25 protein-coding genes and 6 tRNA genes are annotated in these 22,998 nt (G+C 45.7%); 21 read left to right on the top strand and 10 right to left on the bottom strand.

What is annotated here, in order from left to right; all coding sequences use genetic code 11:
• The first annotated feature begins 34 nt into the window (after window positions 1-34).
• The 7 genes from AC5O63_RS14935 to AC5O63_RS14905 all read left to right on the top strand — a co-directional run bounded on the left by AC5O63_RS14935 (window position 35) and on the right by AC5O63_RS14905 (window position 2,021).
• Window positions 35-110, top strand: a tRNA-Phe gene (locus tag AC5O63_RS14935).
• A 54-nt stretch (window positions 111-164) separates the two neighbouring features.
• Window positions 165-240, top strand: a tRNA-Thr gene (locus AC5O63_RS14930).
• Between the two features lie 21 nt (window positions 241-261).
• Window positions 262-337 (top strand) — tRNA-Asn (locus tag AC5O63_RS14925).
• Window positions 338-347: 10 nt separating this feature from the next.
• Window positions 348-423: transfer RNA gene (locus tag AC5O63_RS14920), tRNA-Thr, on the top strand.
• Window positions 424-459: 36 nt separating this feature from the next.
• A tRNA-Asn gene (locus tag AC5O63_RS14915) sits at window positions 460-535 on the top strand.
• A gap of 145 nt (window positions 536-680) precedes the next feature.
• A complete protein-coding gene (locus tag AC5O63_RS14910) occupies window positions 681-1,280 on the top strand; it encodes a chemotaxis protein (protein WP_171326086.1) in 600 nt (199 codons plus the stop codon).
• 9 nt (window positions 1,281-1,289) lie between these two features.
• Window positions 1,290-2,021, top strand: coding sequence for an oxygen-binding di-iron domain-containing protein (locus AC5O63_RS14905; protein WP_494505471.1), 732 nt, complete (start codon window positions 1,290-1,292; stop codon window positions 2,019-2,021).
• A 63-nt stretch (window positions 2,022-2,084) separates the two neighbouring features.
• Here AC5O63_RS14905 and AC5O63_RS14900 read toward each other — a convergent pair whose 3' ends face one another.
• The 8 genes from AC5O63_RS14900 to mlaF form a co-directional block, all read right to left on the bottom strand.
• A complete protein-coding gene (locus AC5O63_RS14900; protein ID WP_494505470.1) occupies window positions 2,085-2,825 on the bottom strand; it encodes a 1-acylglycerol-3-phosphate O-acyltransferase in 741 nt (246 codons plus the stop codon).
• Window positions 2,826-2,940: 115 nt separating this feature from the next.
• A complete protein-coding gene (murA, locus tag AC5O63_RS14895; RefSeq protein ID WP_004748585.1) occupies window positions 2,941-4,200 on the bottom strand; it encodes a UDP-N-acetylglucosamine 1-carboxyvinyltransferase in 1,260 nt (419 codons plus the stop codon).
• 9 nt (window positions 4,201-4,209) lie between these two features.
• Window positions 4,210-4,464 (bottom strand): BolA family iron metabolism protein IbaG, encoded by a 255-nt coding sequence (ibaG, locus tag AC5O63_RS14890; protein ID WP_004748587.1) that lies wholly within the window; start codon window positions 4,462-4,464, stop codon window positions 4,210-4,212.
• Complete coding sequence (locus AC5O63_RS14885; protein WP_494505469.1) at window positions 4,457-4,786, bottom strand: STAS domain-containing protein; 330 nt, start codon at window positions 4,784-4,786, stop codon at window positions 4,457-4,459. The genes ibaG and AC5O63_RS14885 overlap by 8 nt, the downstream gene beginning before the upstream one ends.
• On the bottom strand, window positions 4,783-5,424 hold the full coding sequence (gene mlaC / locus AC5O63_RS14880) for a phospholipid-binding protein MlaC (protein WP_494505468.1): 642 nt from the start codon (window positions 5,422-5,424) through the stop codon (window positions 4,783-4,785). Before mlaC ends, AC5O63_RS14885 begins: the two co-directional genes overlap by 4 nt.
• A gap of 10 nt (window positions 5,425-5,434) precedes the next feature.
• Window positions 5,435-5,911, bottom strand: coding sequence for an outer membrane lipid asymmetry maintenance protein MlaD (gene mlaD, locus AC5O63_RS14875; RefSeq protein WP_004748590.1), 477 nt, complete (start codon window positions 5,909-5,911; stop codon window positions 5,435-5,437).
• Window positions 5,912-5,931: 20 nt separating this feature from the next.
• Entirely contained in the window at window positions 5,932-6,717 is a 786-nt protein-coding gene (mlaE, locus tag AC5O63_RS14870; RefSeq protein WP_486794739.1) for a lipid asymmetry maintenance ABC transporter permease subunit MlaE, read from the bottom strand.
• Entirely contained in the window at window positions 6,717-7,514 is a 798-nt protein-coding gene (gene mlaF / locus AC5O63_RS14865; protein WP_171326073.1) for a phospholipid ABC transporter ATP-binding protein MlaF, read from the bottom strand. Before mlaF ends, mlaE begins: the two co-directional genes overlap by 1 nt.
• Window positions 7,515-7,757: 243 nt before the next feature.
• Here mlaF and AC5O63_RS14860 point away from each other — a divergent pair, with 243 nt between their 5' ends.
• The 12 genes from AC5O63_RS14860 (at window position 7,758) to mgtE (ending at window position 16,922) form a co-directional block, all read left to right on the top strand.
• Entirely contained in the window at window positions 7,758-8,723 is a 966-nt protein-coding gene (locus tag AC5O63_RS14860; RefSeq protein WP_494505467.1) for a calcium/sodium antiporter, read from the top strand.
• 18 nt (window positions 8,724-8,741) lie between these two features.
• Window positions 8,742-9,707, top strand: coding sequence for a KpsF/GutQ family sugar-phosphate isomerase (locus AC5O63_RS14855; protein WP_494505466.1), 966 nt, complete (start codon window positions 8,742-8,744; stop codon window positions 9,705-9,707).
• Entirely contained in the window at window positions 9,707-10,264 is a 558-nt protein-coding gene (gene kdsC / locus AC5O63_RS14850; RefSeq protein ID WP_494505465.1) for a 3-deoxy-manno-octulosonate-8-phosphatase KdsC, read from the top strand. The genes AC5O63_RS14855 and kdsC overlap by 1 nt, the downstream gene beginning before the upstream one ends.
• A complete protein-coding gene (lptC, locus tag AC5O63_RS14845; RefSeq protein ID WP_494505464.1) occupies window positions 10,261-10,824 on the top strand; it encodes an LPS export ABC transporter periplasmic protein LptC in 564 nt (187 codons plus the stop codon). Before kdsC ends, lptC begins: the two co-directional genes overlap by 4 nt.
• The gene (gene lptA / locus AC5O63_RS14840; RefSeq protein WP_171382701.1) at window positions 10,805-11,302 is read left to right on the top strand and encodes a lipopolysaccharide transport periplasmic protein LptA; all 498 of its coding nucleotides are present in this window, start codon (window positions 10,805-10,807) and stop codon (window positions 11,300-11,302) included. Before lptC ends, lptA begins: the two co-directional genes overlap by 20 nt.
• Window positions 11,303-11,304: 2 nt before the next feature.
• Entirely contained in the window at window positions 11,305-12,030 is a 726-nt protein-coding gene (lptB, locus tag AC5O63_RS14835; RefSeq protein WP_004748600.1) for an LPS export ABC transporter ATP-binding protein, read from the top strand.
• A gap of 50 nt (window positions 12,031-12,080) precedes the next feature.
• The gene (locus AC5O63_RS14830) at window positions 12,081-13,547 is read left to right on the top strand and encodes an RNA polymerase factor sigma-54 (RefSeq protein ID WP_494505463.1); all 1,467 of its coding nucleotides are present in this window, start codon (window positions 12,081-12,083) and stop codon (window positions 13,545-13,547) included.
• Window positions 13,548-13,571: 24 nt separating this feature from the next.
• Entirely contained in the window at window positions 13,572-13,859 is a 288-nt protein-coding gene (gene hpf / locus AC5O63_RS14825) for a ribosome hibernation promoting factor (protein WP_004748604.1), read from the top strand.
• A 4-nt stretch (window positions 13,860-13,863) separates the two neighbouring features.
• On the top strand, window positions 13,864-14,310 hold the full coding sequence (gene ptsN, locus AC5O63_RS14820; RefSeq protein WP_004748606.1) for a PTS IIA-like nitrogen regulatory protein PtsN: 447 nt from the start codon (window positions 13,864-13,866) through the stop codon (window positions 14,308-14,310).
• Window positions 14,310-15,173: an RNase adapter RapZ gene (gene rapZ / locus AC5O63_RS14815; protein ID WP_171326057.1), complete on the top strand. Its 864-nt coding sequence runs from the start codon at window positions 14,310-14,312 to the stop codon at window positions 15,171-15,173. The genes ptsN and rapZ overlap by 1 nt, the downstream gene beginning before the upstream one ends.
• Window positions 15,174-15,176: 3 nt before the next feature.
• Window positions 15,177-15,455 carry an HPr family phosphocarrier protein gene (locus AC5O63_RS14810; protein WP_004409805.1) on the top strand — a complete coding sequence of 93 codons (279 nt, stop codon included), beginning with the start codon at window positions 15,177-15,179 and terminating at the stop codon, window positions 15,453-15,455.
• Between the two features lie 111 nt (window positions 15,456-15,566).
• Window positions 15,567-16,922 carry a magnesium transporter gene (gene mgtE, locus AC5O63_RS14805; protein ID WP_494505462.1) on the top strand — a complete coding sequence of 452 codons (1,356 nt, stop codon included), beginning with the start codon at window positions 15,567-15,569 and terminating at the stop codon, window positions 16,920-16,922.
• A 62-nt stretch (window positions 16,923-16,984) separates the two neighbouring features.
• Here mgtE and metH read toward each other — a convergent pair whose 3' ends face one another.
• On the bottom strand, window positions 16,985-20,662 hold the full coding sequence (metH, locus tag AC5O63_RS14800) for a methionine synthase (RefSeq protein WP_494505461.1): 3,678 nt from the start codon (window positions 20,660-20,662) through the stop codon (window positions 16,985-16,987).
• A gap of 169 nt (window positions 20,663-20,831) precedes the next feature.
• Between metH and AC5O63_RS14795 the strand changes: the two genes are divergently transcribed.
• Complete coding sequence (locus AC5O63_RS14795) at window positions 20,832-22,139, top strand: cation:proton antiporter (RefSeq protein WP_494505460.1); 1,308 nt, start codon at window positions 20,832-20,834, stop codon at window positions 22,137-22,139.
• A gap of 204 nt (window positions 22,140-22,343) precedes the next feature.
• A complete protein-coding gene (locus tag AC5O63_RS14790; RefSeq protein ID WP_494505459.1) occupies window positions 22,344-22,520 on the top strand; it encodes a hypothetical protein in 177 nt (58 codons plus the stop codon).
• A 387-nt stretch (window positions 22,521-22,907) separates the two neighbouring features.
• On the opposite strand, the gene AC5O63_RS14785 is transcribed toward AC5O63_RS14790, so the two are convergent.
• Window positions 22,908-22,984: transfer RNA gene (locus tag AC5O63_RS14785), tRNA-Asp, on the bottom strand.
• Window positions 22,985-22,998 lie beyond the last annotated feature (14 nt).

Here is a 22,998-nt window from a genome sequence, read left to right as displayed (position 1 = left end):
CTAAAGCACGAAAAGCCGTTTAATACACCTCGTCGCCCGGATAGCTCAGTCGGTAGAGCAGAGGATTGAAAATCCTCGTGTCGGTGGTTCGATTCCGCCTCCGGGCACCACAATTTATTTGTTGGTGTCTAAGCTAGACAACAACAAGAAAAGAAATAACGTGCGCCGACTTAGCTCAGTAGGTAGAGCAACTGACTTGTAATCAGTAGGTCACCAGTTCGATTCCGGTAGTCGGCACCATTTCTTTTCATAATGGACAATTCCTCCTTAGCTCAGTTGGTAGAGCGACGGACTGTTAATCCGCAGGTCGCTGGTTCGAGCCCAGCAGGAGGAGCCACTTTTAGTGTGCCGACTTAGCTCAGTAGGTAGAGCAACTGACTTGTAATCAGTAGGTCACCAGTTCGATTCCGGTAGTCGGCACCATTTATTATCTTTAAGAATTCGTTCTTAAAGCATAATTCCCCCTTAGTTCAGTTGGTAGAACGGCGGACTGTTAATCCGTATGTCGCAGGTTCGAGTCCCGCAGGGGGAGCCACTTTCAAGAAGCCAAGTCGAAAGACTTGGCTTTTTTCGTTTTTAGCTTTCCCTCACCTACCCCATTGTCGGTAATTCCTCAAGCACATTGGAAAAAGCCATCTTAGCTTCCTATATTTACTCCATAATATTTATAAGGAAATATCATGGCTAGGAAGCAACTGTTTGTCATTGCTGCGGAGATCTCTGCAGAACTTAATCGTGGTGTACTTATTGCGAAACAGCTCCAGCTTGTTGCAAGCAATGCCCGCGCCTTGGCTTTACGTGCTGGAGAAAGTGCGGCTGGTTTCCACCCTATCACTGATTCCATTGACGAACTTGTCCGCCTTACTCTCAATGCTTCTAGCAGCATCAATTTAAAGGCGCAAAGGCTCAGCAAGATAGCCACTGCTGAAGCGCGATCGCGTACTGTCCTGAACCATTTTGAAACCGTCTATACGCGCTCACAAGGCGCTGTTTACCTCCATAGCCTTGATGCTACCCGCTCTCGATGTTTTGAAGAAGCAGAGCAGCTCAGTCAGACCTTTGTCCAAGATTCTAAAGAGCTCAGCACGCTTCTTAATACCCTTCATAGTGAGTTGAGGGTTGCCTTGATTATTTCAACCTTGCTAAGCGTTGAAGCCTCCCAAGTCGAAGAGCGTTTTAAAGGGCAACTGAACTCCATTGCCGACAGTGTCCAAGAGTCTGCGGAAGCTATCCGTAGCCATGTTCTGCAATCCCTCAAATTATTCTCGTTGTTCGAGTAAAGGAATACTATGCAATCAAAAGTCTTATTTAGAGATGATGAACACCGTTGGATCATGTTTGCCCGCGATCCTCATAAACCGGAAAAGATCATCGATACCAATCAATATATGATCGTCAACAAGCAGCAAGCGATTCTGCTTGATCCCGGTGGTATAGAGATGTTTTCTTCCATGCTCAGCAGCGTAGTCAAGGAAGTACCGACGGATCAGATTAAGTATCTGTTCGCTTCTCACCAAGATCCGGACATCATCTCGTCTCTCGGTTTATGGGATAGAGCTTTGCCAAGCGCGACCCTATACTCTCCTTGGCTATGGGAAGGCTTTATCCGTCACTTTGGTATGGAGTCTATCTCCTTTTCTCCGATCAAAGATGAAGGTGGACGCTTATCGCTTGCTGATATAGATATCGAATTTATTCCCGCGCACTACATGCACTCATCCGGTAATTTCTCCGTCTATGATCGTAAAGCCAAGATTTTAATGTCAGGGGATATTGGAGCCGCGCTCGATGTGCCCAATGCACCCTTGTTTGTTGAAGACTTTGAAGCTCATATTCCAAAGATGGAGTACTTCCATCGACGTTGGATGCCATCAAATAAGGCCAAGAGTGCTTGGATAGAACGAGTGCGAAATCTAGATATCGATATGATTTGTCCGCAGCACGGTGGGATTTTTAAAGGTGATAATGTCCAGTGCTTCTTAGCTTGGCTTGATGAGCTCGATGTGGGTATTGCGGTGTAGACGGTTAGAGACAAAAAAGCCAGTCACTCACTGGACTGGCTCTCTCTATTCGCTTGCTCTAGGCTAGGCTTCCACACCTTGCTGTTGGTTGAGCATTGCAACCTCTTTATCAAGCGACTCTAGCTTAGCTTTCATCTGCTCACGACATATATTCGCGAGTTCACGAACATTCTCTTTGCCGTAATCTTCGACTTCTACTGGAGGCAACATTTCAATGATAACGTGGCCATTGTTCCAGCGGTTAAGCTTCACGCCACCTGTTGAGCTACATACGATAGGAATGATGGGTAGCTTGGCGCCAATGGCAGCATGGAAAGCTCCTGTTTTGAAAGGCAGTAGACCACGACCTCGTGAACGCGTCCCTTCTGGGAACATCCATACAGACACATCACTGTTGTTTAGGCTATCCACTACCTGATCGATCGTCCCTTTTGCTTTAGAGCGGTTAGCACGGTCGATTAGAATATTACCCGTTAGCCAGTACAACTGACCAAATAGAGGCATCCAAGCTAGGCTCTTTTTACCTACTGTCACAACCTTTGGTGTTACCGCCGATGAGACAGTAAACAAATCCCAGTTGTTTTGGTGGTTGGCAATGTAAATATGCTGACCGCGTTTGTAAGCGTCTTCAGGAATGCGCAGCTCAAGCTTAATACCGAACACTCTCGACATCTTTCCAAATAGACGACCAAAGGTAAACACGTGCTTTGGATTACGCGGGCTCAGTAAGCAATAGCCACAGCCAAAAATAAACATCACAATTGCAAATATCGCAACAGCCAATACACGTAATAGTGCAATCATTGTGGTTCTCCAAAATAGAGAGTCATTTATCAGTTGAGCAGACTCTAACTGATCTATCATTCATAAAAAAGCCGAAACTCGCGTTTCGGCTTACAAGCGTTAGCTGATTCTATCTTTAATCGCGAAAACGTTCAATATTTGCGCCTAAGGCAGACAGCTTGTCTTCAATTTTGTCGTAACCACGATCAATGTGGTAGATACGGTCAACAATGGTTTCGCCATTCGCAATACAACCGGCGATGACCAAACTTGCTGAAGCACGAAGATCGGTTGCCATCACTTGTGCACCGCTTAGCTCATCCACGTCACCACAAATAACAGTATTGCCTTCAATCTCTGCTTTAGCGCCCATACGCATCAGCTCAGGCACATGCATAAAGCGGTTCTCGAAGATATTTTCGGTGATAACACCACCGCCTTTGGCCATTAGATTAAGCAGCGTGAACTGAGCCTGCATATCGGTTGGGAAGCCAGGGTGTGGTGCAGTGCGAACTGTCACCGCTTTTAGGTCTCTGCCCGTCATATCGACAGTGATCCAGTCTTCACCTGTCTCAACCATCGCGCCTGCTTCTTCTAACTTAGCCAGTACCGCTTCAAGTAAGTGCGCTTTAGTATTGCGACACGTTACTTTACCGCCTGAGACCGCTGCCGCGACTAGGAAAGTACCTGTTTCAATACGGTCTGCAACCACAGAGTGCTTACCACCACCTAAGCGCTCTACGCCTTCAATAGTGATGGTATCTGTACCCGCACCAGAGATCTTAGCACCTAGCTTGTTAAGGAAATCAGCAGTATCAACAATCTCAGGCTCACGCGCAGCGTTATCTAAAACTGTTTTACCTTCCGCCAAAGTGGCCGCGCACATAATCGTAATCGTCGCACCAACACTGACTTTATCCATAACAATGTGAGCACCTTTAAGGCGACCATCAACATTCGCTTTAACGTAGCCGTCTTCAAGCGTAATCGTCGCACCAAGCTGCTCTAGACCATGAATGTGCAAATCAACCGGACGTGCGCCAATCGCACAACCACCAGGCAATGAAACCTGACCTTGACCGAAGCGTGCCACTAATGGACCTAATGCCCAAATTGAAGCACGCATCGTTTTTACTAAATCGTAAGGTGCGCAGTATTCATTAATACAGCTTGGATCAACATGAACAGAACCATTACGCTCGACTTTAGCACCGAGTCGCTCTAGTAGCTCCATCGTTGTGTCGATATCACGCAAGCGAGGCACATTGGCCACTTCAACTGGCTCTTCAGCCAAGATAGACGCAAATAAAATTGGCAGTGCAGCGTTTTTTGCACCAGAAATGGTTACTTCACCTACAAGAGGCTTGTTAGAACCAGTAACTCGAAACTTTTCCATTATTAAACCTTACAGTGACATCAACTTCTTATCACGAGCCCACTCTTCAGGAGTGTATGCCTTGATAGAGACAGCGTGGATGTCATTTCTTTGGATGTATTCCATCAGTGGTGCATAAATTAGCTGTTGTTTTTTAACGCGACTCATTCCATCGAAACAAGCATCAACAGCAACTACTTCATAATGACTGCCTTCGCCTTTCACGTGCAGTTCTTCTAATTTAAGTGCTTCGTTTAAAATCTGTTGTACTTTTGCGCTATCCACAATTCACCCCTGTAGTATTCTTTAAATGCCCTGCAATGAGTTCATCGACATTGCTCAACTGAAATAATGTGCGCAGTTGTTCCGGCACGAAACTGAGCATTATATGACAGTTTTGTTTTTTTGCATTCTCAATTAGATGAATTAGCATCACCATTCCAGCAGAGTCTATTCTTGTTAAGCCCTCAAGCGAGACTTCAACCCGCTCGCTAGCAAGCTGTAACGTTTGAAGAGACAGCCACAGCTTAGGCACGGTATCTCGATTTAGGTCACCGGTTAGTGAGTACTGACCGTCATGATTTTTCTGCCATTTCGGTTCCATCATTGAGTTTTACTCTCAAGCCGAATTGGTTGCTTAGCGAGCTCTTCAAGCTCTTGAGCGACTGACAGAATGCCCTCTTGGCGAAGCTTAGTACTCCACTCTGACTGTTTGCTAGAAAGAAGGCTGATCCCTTCGGCAATCATGTCAAATGCTTGCCACTCGCCACTTTTCTTGTCACGACGTAGCTTAAATTCCAACTTAATGTTTGGTCGTGGTGTATCAACGATGTCGACTTTGATGCTGGTAATGCTTTTTTTAGGGTCGAGCTTTGGCTCAGGACCAAACTCGATCGTCTGATCAGTATATTGGGTCAATACTTGCGCGTAAGAGCTAACTAAGTAGGCTCGAAATGCGACGATAAACTTCCCTACATCCTCACGTTTTGCCCCTTTTAAATTAGGGCCAAGTAGTTTCAAAGCAGCATACTTTTCGTTGACGTAAGGCATTAATTCTTCATCAACAATTACTTTGAGATGATTAGGATCTTGTTGCACCTGATCTTGCTCTGCTTTTAAGCGAGCGAAAGCATGCTCTGATACTTGTTTCATCATCTGATAAGGTTGAGTCTTATCAATTGGCTGTGCAGAAGCATTAAACGCCAAAAACATTGAAAACAGAGTAAGTACTAACTTTCTCAACATCATTCTCTCCTTACTCTTCAGAGCCACCAACGCTATACAAAACTTGTCCAATCAAATCTTCTAGCACCAAAGCGGACTTGGTATCTTCGATATAGTCGCCTTCCACCAGCATTTGCTCATCTTCAAATACAAAGCCCGGCGTTAAACCAATGTACTGCTCGCCAATTAGACCTGAAGTTAAAATCTTCACGCTCGACGTTTCTGGAAACTGGTTGTAGGTACTGCTGATTGCCATAGAAACCACAGGTAGTAAAGACTCACTATTGAGACCAATACTTGTCACACGCCCTACGACCACACCACCTACCTTAACTGGGGAACGTACTTTTAAGCTGCCAATGTTATCGAACTCGGCCTTAAGAGTATAAGTATCGTTAGAGCCGAGCCCCTTTACGTCAGCAACTTGAAAAATCATCACCAGAATTGCGCAAATTCCAGCGAGAACGAAGCTACCAACCCATAATTCTATCTTTCGAGTTTGTTGCATGATTAGTTCCCAAACATCATTTAATTACCAAACATCAAGGCAGTTAGTACGAAGTCTAGACCAAGTACAGCCAAAGAAGAGTGGACAACGGTGCGAGTCGTCGCGCGACTGATCCCTTCCGAAGTAGGAATCGCATCGTATCCATTAAAAAGTGCTATCCAAGTAACAGTTATCGCGAACACTAAGCTCTTAATCATACTGTTACCAATATCTTGTCCGAGTTCGACGGAAGCTTGCATTGCCGACCAGAAGCTACCGTGGTCAATCCCTTTCCAATCAACCCCGACTAATTGACCACCCCATATACCGACAGCCATAAAAATCATCGCTAGCAGTGGCATAGAGATAACCCCAGCCCAGAACCGAGGCGCTATGACTCTTTTGAGTGGATCAACCGCCATCATTTCCATGCTCGACAGCTGCTCAGTCGCTTTCATTAGGCCAATTTCAGCCGTTAATGCAGAGCCTGCACGCCCAGCAAACAATAGTGCTGTTACCACAGGCCCTAGCTCTCGAAGCAAAGAGAGCGCAACCATCTGGCCTAAAGCGCCTTCAGCGCCAAAGTCGACCAAGATGACATAACCTTGCAGGCTCAGCACCATACCGATGAAAAGACCAGACAAGACAATAATAATCAGGGACTGAACACCCACACTGTAGAGCTGTTTAACCAGTAGGGGTAAGTTCTTGAGTGGCTGAGGTCGACTCGCCAATGCGCCAAACAGCATCAAGCTTGCTCTACCAAATGCTTCACACACCGACATAGTACGGTGGCCAATCGAAGCTACAAAATTCGCTAGGCCCATTATAAGAACAGCTCCTTAGCTAATGGTTGAGACGGGAAGCGAAATGGCACTGGACCATCAGCATCCCCTTTAAGAAACTGCTGTACTTGTGGGTCCATATTGTCTCGCAACTCTTGTGGAGTTCCGCTCGCAATCACTTTGCCGTTAGCCAAGATATACACCCAGTCTGCAATACTCATCACTTCAGGGACATCATGCGACACGACGATAGAGGTGACCCCTAGTGCTTGGTTCAAGTTACGGATCAGCTCCACCAGCACGCCCATCGTTATTGGGTCTTGGCCAACGAAAGGTTCGTCATACATAATCAGTTCTGGGTCGAGTGCGATCGCACGAGCTAACGCCGCACGTCTTGCCATTCCACCAGAGAGTTCGCTTGGCATTAGCTGAGCCGCGCCGCGTAAACCTACCGCTTCTAATTTAAGTAGAACTAAAGTGCGAATAATCGACTCGTCTAACTCGGTATGTTCGCGCAATGGAAAGGCAACATTGTCAAACACTGACAAGTCGGTAAACAAGGCACCAGATTGGAACAGCATGCTCATTTTCTTGCGCTCTTGATAGAGCTTACGTCGGCCTAAAGTGGGGATATTGTTACCATCAAACCAAATATCGCCGCTTTCAGGGTAGATTTGGCCGCCGATAAGACGCAACAAGGTTGTTTTACCAATCCCTGATGGACCCATGATCGCAGTCACTTTACCTTTAGGCACACGTAAACTGACGTTATCAAAGATCTTGCGCTCGCCACGAGAAAACGTTAGCTGCTTAACGGTAACTAGGTCTTCAGATTCCATGCTGGACTCATATTTGTTCCTTTAAGAATGGGCAATCATAAGCACATTCAAATCGAATTTAAAGCACCGTTCAATTAAATGTGAGTTATTCGAATTATCACTCTAACGCCCGCCTACTCTACCTTATCCGTCTTTACTACGTATTTGGTTAACAATTAATTGAATGATCTGCTTTTCTTTTTACCCCCAAACCGTCAAAATTAACGGTTAAATTCTCTCGTTGTATATTGATTAGGAATCATCATGCTTGAAGCCGTTGTGTTTCTCATTATTGGATTGGTATTTTTGGTTTGGAGTGCCGACAAACTGGTATTTGGTGCTGCTGCCCTGGCTCGTAACGTAGGTATTTCTCCTCTTGTTATCGGTATGACCATCCTTGCTATGGGCTCTTCAGCGCCTGAAATGATGGTTTCTGCCACTGCAGCTCTCGATGGTAAAACCGATACAGCAGTGGGTAACGTCTTAGGCTCAAACATTGCCAACATTGCGTTAATCTTAGGTATCACTGCACTAATCAAACCACTCTCAATCAGTTCAGGCGTACTACGCCGTGAATTACCTTTGATGATTGGGGTGACGCTTTTAGCAGGTGTTCTATTGTGGGATAGCCACTTAGGCTTCTATGAAGGCGTATTGCTGTTTGCTCTTTTTGGCGCTTTCATCCTCACTATGCTGCGCATCAGCCGCAACGAGAAAAAGAACGGCGATGCATTCATTGAAGAGCAAGAATCCGAAGTTCCGGAAGGCGTAAGTAACGGCAAAGCGGCGATGTGGGTAGTGATCGGCCTGATTGTTTTGCCTCTGGCCGCTGATGTACTCGTTGACAATGCGGTAATTATTGCTCAGTACTTCGGCATGAGCGACCTAGTGATTGGTCTGACGATCATTGCGGTTGGTACTAGCTTACCTGAACTAGCGGCCTCTCTTGCTGGCGTAATGAAAGGCGAAGATGACATGGCAGTCGGTAACATCATCGGCTCAAACGTATTCAATATTCTCGCGGTTATGGGCATCCCTGGCATTCTAAACCCTTCAATTTTGAGTGAGTATGCGATGGGGCGTGATTTCTGGGTCATGCTTGGCGTATCACTGCTGCTTGTTGCGATGGCGCTAGGTAAATCTCGTAGCATTAACCGTTTTGAAGGCGCAGCTCTATCTTGCTGCTTTATTGGCTACCAAGCCTACTTAATTATGAACATGACCGCCTAACCCCTGTTGGAGTTCTGTATGTTTGACTATCGCTCTGCGGCACTAGAAGTATTAAAAACCGAGATCGCAGCACTAGAACAGCTCGACCAATATCTAAACCAAGACTTTATCAAAGCGTGTGAGCTTATCCTTGCTAATAAAGATGGCAAGGTCGTAGTCATGGGTATGGGTAAATCAGGTCATATCGGCAACAAAATTGCTGCGACACTTGCCAGCACCGGCACCTCATCATTTTTTGTTCATCCCGGCGAGGCGGCTCACGGTGATTTGGGCATGATTGAACCAGGCGATATTGTGCTAGCGATTTCCAACTCAGGTGAATCTGGAGAAATCCTTGGGCTTTTCCCAGTGTTGAAACGCCTCAATATCAAGATCATCAGCATGACTGGCAAGCCAAAGTCGAACATGGCAAAACTGGCTGATATCCATCTGCAAATCACAGTGCCAAAAGAGGCTTGTCCAATCCAACTTGCGCCAACATCTAGCACCACGGCAACCTTAGTAATGGGCGATGCGTTAGCAATGGCACTGATGCAGGCGCGCGGTTTCACAGCGGAAGATTTTGCCCTATCGCATCCAGGTGGTGCATTGGGAAGAAAATTGCTGCTTAAGCTGTCTGATATCATGCACGTGGATGAGGCCTTACCACTCGTCACTCCAAACACTGTTGTTCGTGATGCGCTGCTCGAAATCAGTCAAAAAGGGCTTGGAATGACGGCGGTCGTCGACGACCACCAACAACTGGTTGGTATTTTTACCGATGGTGATTTACGCAGAATATTAGATAAGCGCATTGATATTCACACTGCGCTGATTGGTGATGTAATGACAGTAAACCCAACCGTCGCTGCACCCAATATGCTCGCGGCTGAGGGGCTAAACTTAATGCAAGACAAAAGCATTAATGGCCTAATCCTATGTGACAACGGCAAAGTGGTTGGCGCACTCAACATGCACGATTTGTTAAAAGCTGGAGTGATGTAATGTCGAAAATGATTGAAACTTTATATCAACCAGTGGAACAATCCATTCTAGATATTGCCAAAGACATTAAACTGTTGATCTGTGATGTAGATGGCGTCTTCTCTGATGGTCTGATTTACATGGGCAATAATGGTGAAGAACTGAAAACATTTCATACCCGTGATGGCTATGGCGTAAAATCGCTAATGAATGCGGGGATTGAAATCGCCATTATTACTGGTCGACGCTCTAAGATCGTCGAAAACCGTATGAAGGCATTAGGTATAAACCTGATTTACCAAGGCCAAGATGACAAACTCAAAGCCTATCAGGATATTTGTACCAAGCTCGACATTGCACCTGAACAAACTGGCTATATTGGTGATGACCTAATTGATTGGCCAGTAATGGAGCAAGTTGCTTTAAAAGTATGTGTGGCTGATGGACACCCACTACTGGCACGTCGAGCAAACTACGTGACCTCTATTCGAGGTGGACATGGAGCAGTAAGAGAAGTCTGCGACCTAATTCTACAAGCACGAAACGAACTCGATGTTCATAAAGGTCTAAGTATATGAGTCTATCTCGTATTGGATATCTCACCCTGACTTTCATAATATGCTGGTCTGCTTACTATCTTTTCGATAAGCAGCAGGGTTATGATATTCAGGTAGAACCAGATACAGAGCTCCCGATGTTCAGTGGTGAAGGTCTAGTCAATACCTCATACAATGAGGAAGGCATTCGCAGCTACGTAATCACATCGGTAAATCTTGACCACTTCGCAAGAAGTGGCGATACCATTTTTTATCAGCCAGTCCTTAAAGTTTATAAGGAAGGCACCACTCAAGAGTGGGAAGTGACAGCAGTCCGCGGTGTTTTAAGCCAAGATCATGTTTTGACGCTCTATGAAGATGTTTTAGCGACAAACTTATTACCTGATTCAGGCTTTGACACCCTGTCTACCGATGTTATGAACATCCAACTAGACAGCAGAGACTTTTGGGCAGACAACCAAGTAATCATGGTTGGGCCTCAATTTGAAACAGTAGGGCAAGCGATGACGGGTAATTTCGCCGATAATCACGCTACCCTCTACAATCACGTACAAAGTAGATATGAAACTCTCACACCTTAGTCTGATTTCTTGTTTATTACTGTCTAGCCAAGCGATGGCTTTGTCGACCGACCAAGATCAACCGGTTTATATCGACTCAGATAGCCAACAGCTAGATATGCAGAGCAATAAAGTTACTTTCCTTGGTGACGTAAAACTCAAACAAGGCAGTATCAATATCAATGCTGACAAAGTTATTGTTATCCGTGATCCCAAAGATGGTTCAATCCAAGAGATTGAAGGGTACGGAGACCTAGCAACGTTTTCTCAGTTAACGGATGATGGAAAAACGCTTTACGGTGAAGCAAAAGAGCTTTACTACGTTATGGTTGATGACCAATTGACTATGATCGATGAAGCCATGCTTTCACAAGATGACAGCGTGATTCGCGGTACGAAAATTCGCTACAAAATTTCATCTCAGAAGCTGATTGCTGACGGTAAACAGAAAGGCGATCGCGTCTCTACCGTACTTCAGCCACAAGCAGTACAAGAATAATTATGGCAATACTTAAAGCTGAACACTTAGCCAAAACTTACGGCAACCGTACCGTTGTTACCGATGTAAGTTTGCAAGTGGAATCAGGGCAGATTGTTGGCCTTTTAGGCCCAAACGGGGCAGGTAAAACGACCTCGTTTTATATGATTGTCGGCCTAGTGGCTCGTGACCAAGGTGCGATTACTATCGACGGCGAAGACATCAGTATCCTTCCTATGCATAGCCGGTCACGTATGGGTATTGGCTATCTTCCTCAGGAAGCTTCTATCTTCCGTAAATTGTCAGTTGAAGACAACATTATGGCGGTTTTGGAAACTCGTGAAGAGATGACTCGCGAGGAGCGCCAAGACAAGCTAGAAGATTTGTTAGAAGAATTCCACATTCAGCACATACGCCACAGCGCGGGTATGGCATTATCAGGGGGTGAGCGTCGCCGTGTAGAAATTGCACGCGCACTAGCAGCCAACCCTCAATTCATTCTGTTGGATGAGCCGTTTGCAGGTGTTGACCCGATCTCTGTTATCGACATTAAAAAGATCATTGAACATTTAAGAGATCGTGGACTAGGTGTACTGATTACTGACCACAACGTTCGTGAAACACTGGATGTATGTGAAAAAGCTTACATTGTAAGCCAAGGTCACCTCATCGCAGAAGGTACACCAGATCAAGTGCTAAACAACGAGCAAGTGAAACAAGTTTATCTCGGCGAACAATTCCGTCTATGATTAAAGGGAAGAACGGTAAGATTCTCCAGCATTAAGGCAAGTAATACTGAATGAAACCCTCATTACAACTCAAGCTAGGACAGCAGTTAGCGATGACACCTCAATTGCAGCAAGCGATTCGTTTGTTGCAGCTGTCGACGCTAGATCTTCAACAAGAGATTCAAGAAGCTTTGGATTCAAACCCTCTACTAGAGGTTGAAGAAACCAGTGATGAGCCGTCTGCTGAAGAAACAAGCCGCAATGAAGAGAAAGAGCCCACCGTTGAGCTTGCAGAAACAGCAGAGCCTGATGTTAAAGACAGCTCAGAGCTGATTGAAAAATCTGAAATCAGTAACGACCTCGAAATTGATACCACTTGGGAAGATGTCTACAGTGCTAACACGGGCAGTACAGGTATTGCTCTTGATGATGACGCCCCTGTTTACCAAGGTGAGACCACTCAATCTCTGCAAGACTACCTGATCTGGCAATTAGACCTCACGCCATTTAGTGAAACAGACCGTACTATCGCCTTAGCACTGATTGATGCCATTGATGATTATGGCTACTTAACCGTCTCAACTGAGGATATCCTCGAAAGTTTCAATAGCGAAGAGATTGAGATCGAAGAGATTGAAGCGGTACGTAAACGTATCCAACAATTTGATCCACTCGGCGTTGCCTCTAATAATCTCCAAGACTGTTTGTTGCTTCAGTTAGCTACCTTCCCAGAAGATACACCTTGGCTAACAGAAGCTAAGTTAGTACTGACTAACCATATTGATCAGTTAGGTAATCGTGATTACAAACTGGTCATAAAAGAGACTAAGCTAAAAGAAGCAGAGCTACGTGAAGTGCTCAAGCTAATTCAACAGCTTGACCCAAGACCGGGAAGTCGCATTGCCCCTGACCATGCTGAATATGTCATTCCAGATGTGTCCGTATTTAAAGACCACGGAAAATGGGTAGTCACCATCAACCCAGATTCAGTACCAAGACTGAAGGTCAACCAGCAATATGCCGCGCTGGGTAAAGGTAATAATGCGGATAGCCAGTACATTCGCAGTAATCTGCAAGAAGCAAAATGGCTAATTAAAAGCTTAGAAAGTAGAAATGAGACGTTACTCAAAGTTGCTAAGTGTATTGTTGAACATCAACGCGATTTCTTTGAGTATGGTGAAGAAGCCATGAAACCAATGGTGCTTAATGATGTTGCGTTAGCTGTCGACATGCATGAGTCCACCATTTCTAGGGTGACAACGCAGAAGTATATGCATACCCCTCGTGGCATTTTTGAACTGAAGTACTTCTTTTCAAGCCATGTCAGCACCGACAATGGCGGAGAGTGCTCATCAACTGCAATCCGCGCACTGATTAAAAAACTCGTCGCTGCAGAGAACAGTGCGAAACCACTCAGTGACAGTAAGATTGCAGCTCTACTCGCTGACCAAGGGATTCAGGTCGCTCGTAGGACGATAGCGAAATACCGAGAGTCTTTAGGAATAGCCCCTTCAAGTCAGCGCAAACGCCTGCTTTAGGCCTACAACCGAGAAGGAAAGTCTATGCAAATCAATATTAATGGCCACCACGTTGATCTAACCGATTCAATGCAAGACTACGTAAACGAAAAGTTTCAGAAGCTCGAACGCTTTTTTGACCATATCAACAGTATTCATGTGGTATTAAAAGTTGAAAAACTCCGTCAAATCGCGGAAGCTACCCTTCACGTAAATCAAGCTGAAATTCATGCCTCTTCAGACGATGAAAACATGTATGCAGCGATAGATTCGCTCGTCGACAAACTTGTTCGACAGCTCAACAAGCACAAAGAAAAGCTAAACGCCCACTAAAACCATGCAATTAAGCGAAATCCTTACATTGGACTGCACCAAAAGTGCAGTTCAATGTACTAGTAAAAAACGAGCCCTTGAAATGATCAGTGAACTTGTCGCTGAACAAACGGGGCAAAACTCAACCGAACTTTTTGAATGTATGCTCAGTCGCGAGAAAATGGGCAGTACTGGCATTGGAAATGGAATAGCCATTCCCCATGCTCGTATGCAAGCAAGCGATAAAGCTGTCGCAGTATTGCTGCAGTGTGAATCACCTGTTGAGTTTGACGCCATTGACAATCGCCCTGTCGACCTACTTTTTGCTCTACTCGTGCCAGACGCACAATGTAAAGAGCACCTAAAAACACTTTCGAGCATGGCAGAACGTCTAAACGACAAACAGATCCTCAAACAACTGCGTAAAGCTCAGTCAGACCAAGAGCTCTACGACATCATGGTTAATCAATAATGCGCCTTATCGTTGTTAGCGGTCAGTCCGGTGCAGGTAAAAGCGTTGCATTACGCGTACTGGAGGACTTAGGTTACTACTGCGTAGATAATCTGCCAGTCGACCTGCTTGAAGTCTTTGTTCAATCTGTACAAACCAGCAAACAAAATGTCGCCGTTAGCATCGATATCCGTAACCTACCGACTGAACCAAACTTAGTCGAAGCCGTGTTAACTAAGCTTAAGAAAAGCTCTGACGTCAGCGTGCTATTTTTGGATGCCAACAAAGAAACGCTATTAAAGCGCTATAGCGAAACTCGTCGTATTCATCCTTTGTCACTCAGTATTGAAAACACCTCGTTAGAGCAGGCGATTGAGAAAGAGCGCTGTATCCTCTCTCCTCTCAAAGAGCATGCTGACTTAGTGATCGACAGTAGTAATCAATCTCTGCATGAACTGAGTGAAACAGTACGTATGCGCGTTGAAGGGCGAGAACGCAAAGATCTTGTCATGGTTTTTCAGTCCTTTGGTTTCAAGTACGGTCTGCCAAGCGATGCCGACTATGTGTTTGATGTGCGCTTCTTACCCAACCCGCACTGGGAACCTGATTTAAGGCCATTAACTGGCTTAGATGCGCCAATCAAATCCTTCTTGGAAGGTCATCATGAAGTGATGGAACTCAAGCAGCAAATTCAAAAGTTCATTGAACACTGGTTGCCAATGCTGGAGAAAAACAATCGTAGCTATCTCACCGTCGCGATTGGTTGTACTGGCGGAAAACATCGCTCCGTCTACCTTACTCAGCAAATCGGCGAATACTTTGCACAAATGGGGCATCAAGTTCAGATTCGTCACGCTTCACTAGAGAAAAACCATAAGGAATAGTTTATGCAGCAGCAAAGCCGTACTGTCTTAATCCAAAATCGTTTAGGTCTTCACGCTCGTGCTGCTGTAAAACTGGTCGAACTGGCTCAATCCTTTGATGCCATCCTTACCATTCAAAATCATGAAGGCAAAGAAGCGACAGCAGACAGCGTGATGGGACTGTTAATGCTCGAATCAGCGCAAGGCGAACATGTCACAATCAGCGCTGAAGGTAGCGATGCGCACCCTGCACTTGAAGCCGTTTGTCATCTTATTGAAGACAAGTTTGACGAAGACGAGTAATTCGCGACCAATTAGCACTAAATAACCCTCCTTCACAATAACTTATTAAATACATTCTAAAATTAAGTTACTATTCACAGCATTGTAAGCATAGAGAGTCAGGGGGAATGAATGGCAGAGCAAATAGAATTCGATCAAGCTCACCAAGCCCTCCAAGAAGTTACCGAAGCTCTAGAAAATGGTCGTTTTGTCCATGTCCGTCGCCAACTTCAGGACATGGAACCAGAAGATATTGCCCATCTCTTAGAAGCCTCTCCACGTAAAAGTCGTGAAGTCCTTTGGCAACTCACCGATCCGGAAGATTACGGTGAAATTCTTGATGAATTAAACGAAGACGTTAAAGATGATCTGGTGTCTAAGATGGCGCCGGAGATGCTTGCTGAAGCCACTGAAGGTATGGAAACGGATGACGTTGCTTACGTACTCCGAAGCCTTCCTGATGACGTCTCTCGCGAAGTTTTATCCCAAATGGATGCTGCTGAGCGTCTATTGGTTGAAACGGCCCTTTCTTATCCGGAAGACACGGCTGGTAGCTTGATGAACACTGACGTTATCACCATTCGTGGTGATGTCGACGTCGATGTTGTGCTTCGTTATTTGCGTATGAAAGGAGAGCTTCCTGAAGCCACCGATGCTTTGTACGTGATTGATGAAGAAAGCCGCCTGATTGGCGAACTGCCGATCACAACCCTTCTGACCACTCAGCCTGACGTTAAAATCAGCGATGTCATGGAAGATGCCGATGAAGCCATTGATGTCACCATGAGCGACTCTGATATTGCCAGCCTATTTGAGCGTCGTAACTGGGTCTCAGCACCTGTTATCGATGAGAACCAACACTTGGTCGGTCGCATCACTATCGATGACGTGGTCGATGTTATCCGTGAAGACGCTGAGCACTCCATGATGAGTATGGCGGGTATGGATGATGACGAAGATACTTTCGCCCCCGTAGTAAAATCAGCGCGTAAACGCAGTATATGGCTAGGTGCTAACGTTCTCGCCGCCCTTGCTGCCGCATCCGTATCAAACATGTTTGAAGCGACGCTTGACCAAATGGCGGCAATTGCTGTCTTGATGACCATAGTCCCTTCTATGGGCGGTGTGGCGGGTAACCAAACTGTCGCTCTTGTGATCCGTGGTTTAGCCCTTGGTCATATCGGTGATGCCAACAAACGTGAACTGCTGATGAAAGAGGCTGCAATCGGCCTGCTCAATGGCATCATGTGGGCATTGATTATTGGCGGTATCGTTGTCGCTTGGAAAGGAAATTGGATGTTAGGTGGCATTATTTCCGCCTCAATGCTGACCAATTTACTGGTCGCTGGTGTGGCTGGGGTAACCATCCCTATTCTGCTCAAGAAGATGAACATCGACCCTGCACTGGCAGGAGGCATGGCGCTCACAACCGTGACCGACGTTATCGGCCTATCTGTCTTCCTTGGCTTAGCAACCATCATGATTTAATCAGACTCTCAGAGACTAAAAAGCGCAGCTTATAAGCTGCGCTTTTTGTTGCTAATTTAGAACTAGTTAAGGTTTGGCCCTAACCATTTCTCTGCTTCAAGCATATCCCAACCTTTGCGATCCGCGTAGCTTTGCGCTTGATCCTGTTGGATCTGAGCGATCGCAAAGTAGCGGGAGTCTGGGTGAGAGAAATACCAACCGGAAACAGACGCGCCTGGCCACATCGCATAACTTGTCGTCAGTGACATATCGATGGTCTCTTCAACTTTAAGCAGCTCCCATAGAGAGCCTTTCTCAGTATGTTCAGGACAAGCAGGGTAACCCGGAGCAGGACGAATCCCCTGATATTTCTCACGGATCAACTCATCATTCGATAAGTTCTCATCGGCAGAATAGCCCCAGATGTCTTTACGTACCTGTTCATGTAAGTACTCGGCAAACGCTTCAGCTAAACGATCGGCCACCGCCTGAATCATGATGGCGTTATAGTCGTCACCGGCCGCTTTATATTGGTCAGCAAGTTCGCGCTCACCTATACCGCCCGTGACTGCAAACGCACCAATCCAGTCCTTCTTACCTGACTGTTTAGGAGCAATGTAATCTGATAAACAGTAGTTAAAGCCTTTTGGTTTCTCTGTTTGCTGACGCAGGTTATACAACACTTTGGCCACTTCTGTACGCGACTCATCGGTGTAAACTTCAATATCATCACCAACACTTGCAGCAGGGAACAGCGCACACATACCGCGAGCTTTAAGTAGCCCTTCTTTCTCTACTCGGTCTAGCAGATCATTGGCATCTTTAAATAGACGCTTCGCCTCTTCGCCGACTTCTTCATGGTCTAAGATCGTTGGGTACTTACCGACAAGCGACCAAGTCATAAAGAAAGGCGTCCAGTCAATGTAGTTACGCAATGTAGCAACATCAAAATCATCGAACACATGGACACCCAGCTTAGCAGGCTCTGGAGGCGTATAGCTCTCCCAGTCAATCGCCACTTTGTTAGCACGCGCTTGTTCAAGAGTCACAGGCTTAGTTCTTGGCTTCTTACGATTGTGTTGGTCACGAACACGGACGTAGTCAGCATCTAACTTCTCGACGAAAGCAGGACGCAGCTCATCTGACAGTAGTGAAGTACACACACCTACAGCTCTCGAAGCATTGTTTACATACACCACGGGATGTTTGTAGTTTTGCTCAATCTTAACCGCAGTGTGGGCTTTCGATGTCGTCGCGCCACCAATAAGCAGCGGCAAGTCAAAGTCGAGACGCTCCATCTCTTTTGCCACATGAACCATTTCATCCAATGAAGGAGTAATCAGGCCGGACAGACCAATAATATCGACATTCTCTTCTTTGGCGACTTTGAGGATCTGCTCACACGGCACCATTACACCAAGATCGATGATCTCGTAGTTATTACACTGTAGAACAACGCCAACAATGTTCTTACCAATATCATGAACATCACCTTTTACTGTCGCTAGCAGAATTTTACCGTTCGACGAACCCGCTTGCTTAGAGGCATTAATAAAAGGTTCTAAGTGAGCAACCGCCTGCTTCATCACGCGAGCTGACTTAACCACCTGAGGTAAGAACATCTTACCTTCGCCAAACAGGTCACCTACCACGTTCATGCCGTCCATTAGTGGACCTTCAATCACCTCTAACGGCTTGCTGGCATTAACTCGCGCCTCTTCGGTGTCTTCAACAATAAACTCGGTGATACCTTTAACTAGCGCATGCTCTAAACGCTTCTCAACTGACCAAGTACGCCATTCAAGCGCCGAGGCATCTTCTTCTTTTCCGACGCCTTTACCTGCATATTCAGCGGCAATATCGAGCAGTCGCTCCGTCCCATCATCGCGTCGGTTGAGAACGACATCTTCTACCGCTTCACGCAACTTGTCGGGTACGTTGTCGTAAATTTCAAGCTGACCTGCGTTAACGATGCCCATGTCCATACCGTTCTTGAAACAGTGGTATAAGAACACCGCGTGAATCGCTTCGCGGACGTAGTTATTGCCGCGGAATGAGAACGAAACGTTCGAGACACCGCCAGAGATCATTGCGTAAGGTAGGTCACGCTTGATGTCCGCAACCGCTTCAATAAAGTCTACTGCATAGTTGTTATGTTCTTCGATACCAGTGGCAACAGCAAAAATGTTCGGGTCGAAGATGATATCTTCAGGTGGGAAACCAATTTCATCAACCAAGATATTGTAGGCATTAGTACAGATTTCCAGTTTTCGTTCACGCGTTTCTGCCTGACCAACTTCATCAAACGCCATCACGATAACAGCCGCACCATAGCGACGAATCAGCTTAGCTTGCTCAACAAACTTCTCTTTACCTTCCTTGAGTGAGATGGAATTCACGATGCCTTTACCCTGAATACACTTCAAGCCAGCTTCGATAACCTCCCACTTAGAGGAGTCGACCATGATAGGCACTTTGGAAATTTCTGGCTCAGAGGCACACAGGTTGAGGAAACGCACCATACATGCTTCAGCATCAAGCATGCCTTCATCCATGTTGATATCGATGATTTGCGCACCATTCTCGACTTGCTGGCGTGCAACCTCTAACGCCTCATCATAAAGCTCTTCTTTGATCAGACGTTTAAAGCGCGCAGAACCCGTTACGTTAGTTCGTTCACCAACGTTAACAAACAGGGTTTCTTTTTCAATCGTAAGTGGTTCAAGACCAGATAGACGACAAGCCGTAATAAGCTCTGGTAATGCGCGCGGTTTTACTCCTTCTACCGCGATAGCCATTTGGCGGATATGCTCTGGAGTCGTACCACAACAACCGCCAATCAGGTTTAAGAAACCACTCTCAGCCCACTCTTTAACATGCACCGCCATATCTTCAGGTGATAAATCATACTCACCAAAGGCGTTAGGTAAACCCGCATTAGGGTGAGTCGAAACAAATGTCTCTGAGATACGTGAGAGCTCTTCTACATACGGACGTAGCTCGTCAGGGCCAAGCGCACAGTTCAAACCAAATGAGATTGGATTAACGTGACGAAGGGAGTTGTAGAAAGCTTCGGTTGTTTGACCGGAAAGCGTTCGACCTGACGCATCGGTAATGGTGCCCGATATCATCACTGGCAGTTTGAGTCCCAATTCTTCAAATACAGTTTCAACTGCAAAGGCACACGCTTTAGCGTTCAAAGTATCGAAGATGGTCTCAATCAAAATTAAATCTGAGCCACCTTTGATCAGAGCGCGCGTCGACTCTGAATACGCTTCGACAAGCTCATCAAAGCTAACGTTTCGATAACCAGGATCGTTTACATCAGGTGAAATAGAACATGTGCGGTTAGTTGGGCCCAATACACCTGCAACGTAACGAGGTTTTTCTGGCGTTTTTGCCGTCCACTCATCAGCCGCTTCACGTGCGAGTTTGGCAGCAGCGAAGTTGATCTCTTCGCTTAGGCTTTCCATTTCATAGTCAGCCATTGCAATAGTGGTTGCGTTGAAGGTGTTGGTTTCGAGGATATCTGCACCTGCTTCTAGATAAGCAGAATGGATATCTTTAATAAGTTGAGGCTGAGAAAGAACAAGTAAGTCGTTGTTGCCTTTTAAATCGCAATGCCAGTCAGCAAAGCGCTCACCTCGATAGTCTTGCTCTTCTAGTTTGTAATCTTGAATCATGGTGCCCATACCACCATCGATCAGCAAGATACGTTGTTTTAATTGAGCTTCAATCTGTTGCCTTACATTACTTCCCACGGTACAGCCTCATTCCTTTAGTTATCACTCCATCCTATCACACATTAAAAAGGAGTCTAGACGTCTAAAAGACTTAATTGATGACTTAGTTATGACAAAAAAATGTTTGCTATTTGTACATAGTAGGCAGAAAATTCCCATTCATAATTTGTTACATGTTGAGATTCTAATGTCGGTCTATTACACGCTCTGTTTCCTATCAGCTGCCGCTATGTTGATTGCGTTTGTAAACAGCAAGATAGGTAAAATGCAAACCACCATCGCGATTACTGCAGGCTCGATGATGCTGTCGCTGTTGATTCTTGTAGCAGGTCAAAACGATTGGTTTCATTTAACAGAAATCGCTTCAAACACAGTGGCGAGCATTAACTTTGAAGATTTCCTACTAAAAGGGATATTGGGTTTTCTTCTCTTTGCCGGTGGTCTTGGTATCAAACTGCCCAACCTCAAAGATCAAAAATGGGAGATCACTGCCTTAGCTCTGGGCGCGACTCTATTCTCGACTTTCTTTATTGGCTTTGTCCTTTATGGTTTCTGTCAGTTTATCGGCATTCAGTTCGACCTAGTCTACTGCTTACTGTTTGGTGCACTTATCTCACCAACCGATCCAATTGCTGTACTGGCCATCGTTAAAAAGCTCGACGCTCCTAAACGAATCTCAACTCAAATCGAAGGTGAATCTCTATTTAACGATGGCTTTGGTCTCGTTATCTTTGTCACTATCTTTACCATCGCCTTTGGTACCGAAGCTCCTACCGTCGGCAGTGTTACTATGCTGTTTATCCAAGAAGCGCTTGGCGGCATCTTATATGGTTTTGCTTTAGGGTTACTGTTCCACTATTTAATCAGTGCTACCGACGATCACTCAATGGAGCTCCTACTAACCATAGGTATACCAACAGCAGGCTATGCCTTCGCCGAAGTTCTGCATGTTTCTGGACCATTAGCTATGGTCGTATCTGGCATTATGATTGGTAACTGGACCAGATTTATTGGTTTCTCCAAAGAGAGTGAAGATCACCTCGATCACTTCTGGGAACTCGTTGACGAATTCCTTAACGGTGTCCTATTCCTGTTGATTGGTATGTCGATGCTACTATTTGAATTCCATAAGGAAGACTGGATTCTAATGGCTTTCTCAGTACCTCTAGTCTTATCAGCCCGCTACCTCAGTGTTTTCTTGTCTTACATTGGCTTTAAGCGCTTTCGTCAATATAACCCTTGGTCAGTCAAGATTCTTACTTGGGGTGGGTTAAGAGGCGGATTGGCATTAGCCATGGCGCTGTCAATTCCATCTGGTATCTGGGTTATTCAAGATAAACTGATCGATGTAAAAGAGATTGTCCTAGTCATGACCTACTCAGTAGTAGTGTTCTCAATCTTAATTCAAGGCTCTACCATTACGCCAATGATCGAAAAAGCTAAGCTTGCCCAAAAAGAGATGGACTCTGAAAATAGAGAAGCAGAGCAAGAATAGGGGTTGGAAACATCTATAACGCAAAGGCAGCTAACCAAGCTGCCTTTTTAGTATCTAAAGCTTTTGGATCATAGGTAACCTAAAGCTATTTTTGAGCATTTTCCGTAACAGGTTTCATCATCGATTTACGCAGCTTGATGACAATAATGCTTGAAAGTGCAGTGATGCAGCCATGATCCCCGCTGTGAAGTAACAGGTGTCGCAATGATAGAAGAGCAGCAGCTATGTTGGACAACGATACTAGGATGCGGAAACGGACTTCGTCGTGCAGAAAACTGGAAAACTGGAAAACTGGAAAACTGGAAAACTGGAAAACTGGAAAACTGGAAAGTTTTTGAGGGTTGGCATATCGTGTCAAACCTTATTGTTTTCAATACATAACGTTGTCATCCCCGAGAGCGAGGCACGAGCGAGTTGGGGATCTCTTACAGCAAGCCGAAGGCTCTATGAGATTCCCTACTCCTTCCTTCGTCAGTCTATGGAATGACAGTTTACCTCTCAAAGGACGCTATCCACCTAAGGTTCTCAACGCGTAACATTCCAGCAGGGCGAAGCCCACTCCCGTTTTCCCGAAACGAAGTGTTCCATAGGGCATAGCCCGTTCCACCTCCCCCTTAAACGAAAGAAGCCCGTTGCGTCAGCAACGGGCTTTCTAAATAAGTGGCGGGTCGGCCGGGCTTGCGCTCAAGCGGGACTCGTTGGTCGCGGACCAAAATAAGGCCGCAGATACAAAAAGACCCCAGCATTGCTGCTGAGGTCTGGAATAAGTGGCGGAGCGGACGGGACTCGAACCCGCGACCCCCGGCGTGACAGGCCGGTATTCTAACCAACTGAACTACCGCTCCGCACTGGTTAGACT

The sequence above is a fragment of the Vibrio sp. SCP2 genome, assembly GCF_059295395.1.
This window is presented reverse-complemented; position numbering and strand designations above follow the sequence as displayed.

Excerpts from the sequence above, each read along its gene's own strand:
- AC5O63_RS14910 (WP_171326086.1), top strand. The coding sequence starts at position 681 with ATGGCTAGGAAGCAACTGTTTGTCATTGCTGCGGAGATCTCTGCAGAA.
- AC5O63_RS14905 (WP_494505471.1), top strand. The coding sequence starts at position 1,290 with ATGCAATCAAAAGTCTTATTTAGAGATGATGAACACCGTTGGATCATG.
- AC5O63_RS14900 (WP_494505470.1), bottom strand. The coding sequence starts at position 2,825 with ATGATTGCACTATTACGTGTATTGGCTGTTGCGATATTTGCAATTGTG.
- murA (WP_004748585.1), bottom strand. The coding sequence starts at position 4,200 with ATGGAAAAGTTTCGAGTTACTGGTTCTAACAAGCCTCTTGTAGGTGAA.
- AC5O63_RS14885 (WP_494505469.1), bottom strand. The coding sequence starts at position 4,786 with ATGATGGAACCGAAATGGCAGAAAAATCATGACGGTCAGTACTCACTA.
- mlaC (WP_494505468.1), bottom strand. The coding sequence starts at position 5,424 with ATGTTGAGAAAGTTAGTACTTACTCTGTTTTCAATGTTTTTGGCGTTT.
- mlaD (WP_004748590.1), bottom strand. The coding sequence starts at position 5,911 with ATGCAACAAACTCGAAAGATAGAATTATGGGTTGGTAGCTTCGTTCTC.
- mlaE (WP_486794739.1), bottom strand. The coding sequence starts at position 6,717 with ATGGGCCTAGCGAATTTTGTAGCTTCGATTGGCCACCGTACTATGTCG.
- mlaF (WP_171326073.1), bottom strand. The coding sequence starts at position 7,514 with ATGGAATCTGAAGACCTAGTTACCGTTAAGCAGCTAACGTTTTCTCGT.
- AC5O63_RS14860 (WP_494505467.1), top strand. The coding sequence starts at position 7,758 with ATGCTTGAAGCCGTTGTGTTTCTCATTATTGGATTGGTATTTTTGGTT.
- AC5O63_RS14855 (WP_494505466.1), top strand. The coding sequence starts at position 8,742 with ATGTTTGACTATCGCTCTGCGGCACTAGAAGTATTAAAAACCGAGATC.
- kdsC (WP_494505465.1), top strand. The coding sequence starts at position 9,707 with ATGTCGAAAATGATTGAAACTTTATATCAACCAGTGGAACAATCCATT.
- lptC (WP_494505464.1), top strand. The coding sequence starts at position 10,261 with ATGAGTCTATCTCGTATTGGATATCTCACCCTGACTTTCATAATATGC.
- lptA (WP_171382701.1), top strand. The coding sequence starts at position 10,805 with ATGAAACTCTCACACCTTAGTCTGATTTCTTGTTTATTACTGTCTAGC.
- lptB (WP_004748600.1), top strand. The coding sequence starts at position 11,305 with ATGGCAATACTTAAAGCTGAACACTTAGCCAAAACTTACGGCAACCGT.
- AC5O63_RS14830 (WP_494505463.1), top strand. The coding sequence starts at position 12,081 with ATGAAACCCTCATTACAACTCAAGCTAGGACAGCAGTTAGCGATGACA.
- hpf (WP_004748604.1), top strand. The coding sequence starts at position 13,572 with ATGCAAATCAATATTAATGGCCACCACGTTGATCTAACCGATTCAATG.
- ptsN (WP_004748606.1), top strand. The coding sequence starts at position 13,864 with ATGCAATTAAGCGAAATCCTTACATTGGACTGCACCAAAAGTGCAGTT.
- rapZ (WP_171326057.1), top strand. The coding sequence starts at position 14,310 with ATGCGCCTTATCGTTGTTAGCGGTCAGTCCGGTGCAGGTAAAAGCGTT.
- AC5O63_RS14810 (WP_004409805.1), top strand. The coding sequence starts at position 15,177 with ATGCAGCAGCAAAGCCGTACTGTCTTAATCCAAAATCGTTTAGGTCTT.
- mgtE (WP_494505462.1), top strand. The coding sequence starts at position 15,567 with ATGGCAGAGCAAATAGAATTCGATCAAGCTCACCAAGCCCTCCAAGAA.
- AC5O63_RS14795 (WP_494505460.1), top strand. The coding sequence starts at position 20,832 with ATGTCGGTCTATTACACGCTCTGTTTCCTATCAGCTGCCGCTATGTTG.
- AC5O63_RS14790 (WP_494505459.1), top strand. The coding sequence starts at position 22,344 with ATGATAGAAGAGCAGCAGCTATGTTGGACAACGATACTAGGATGCGGA.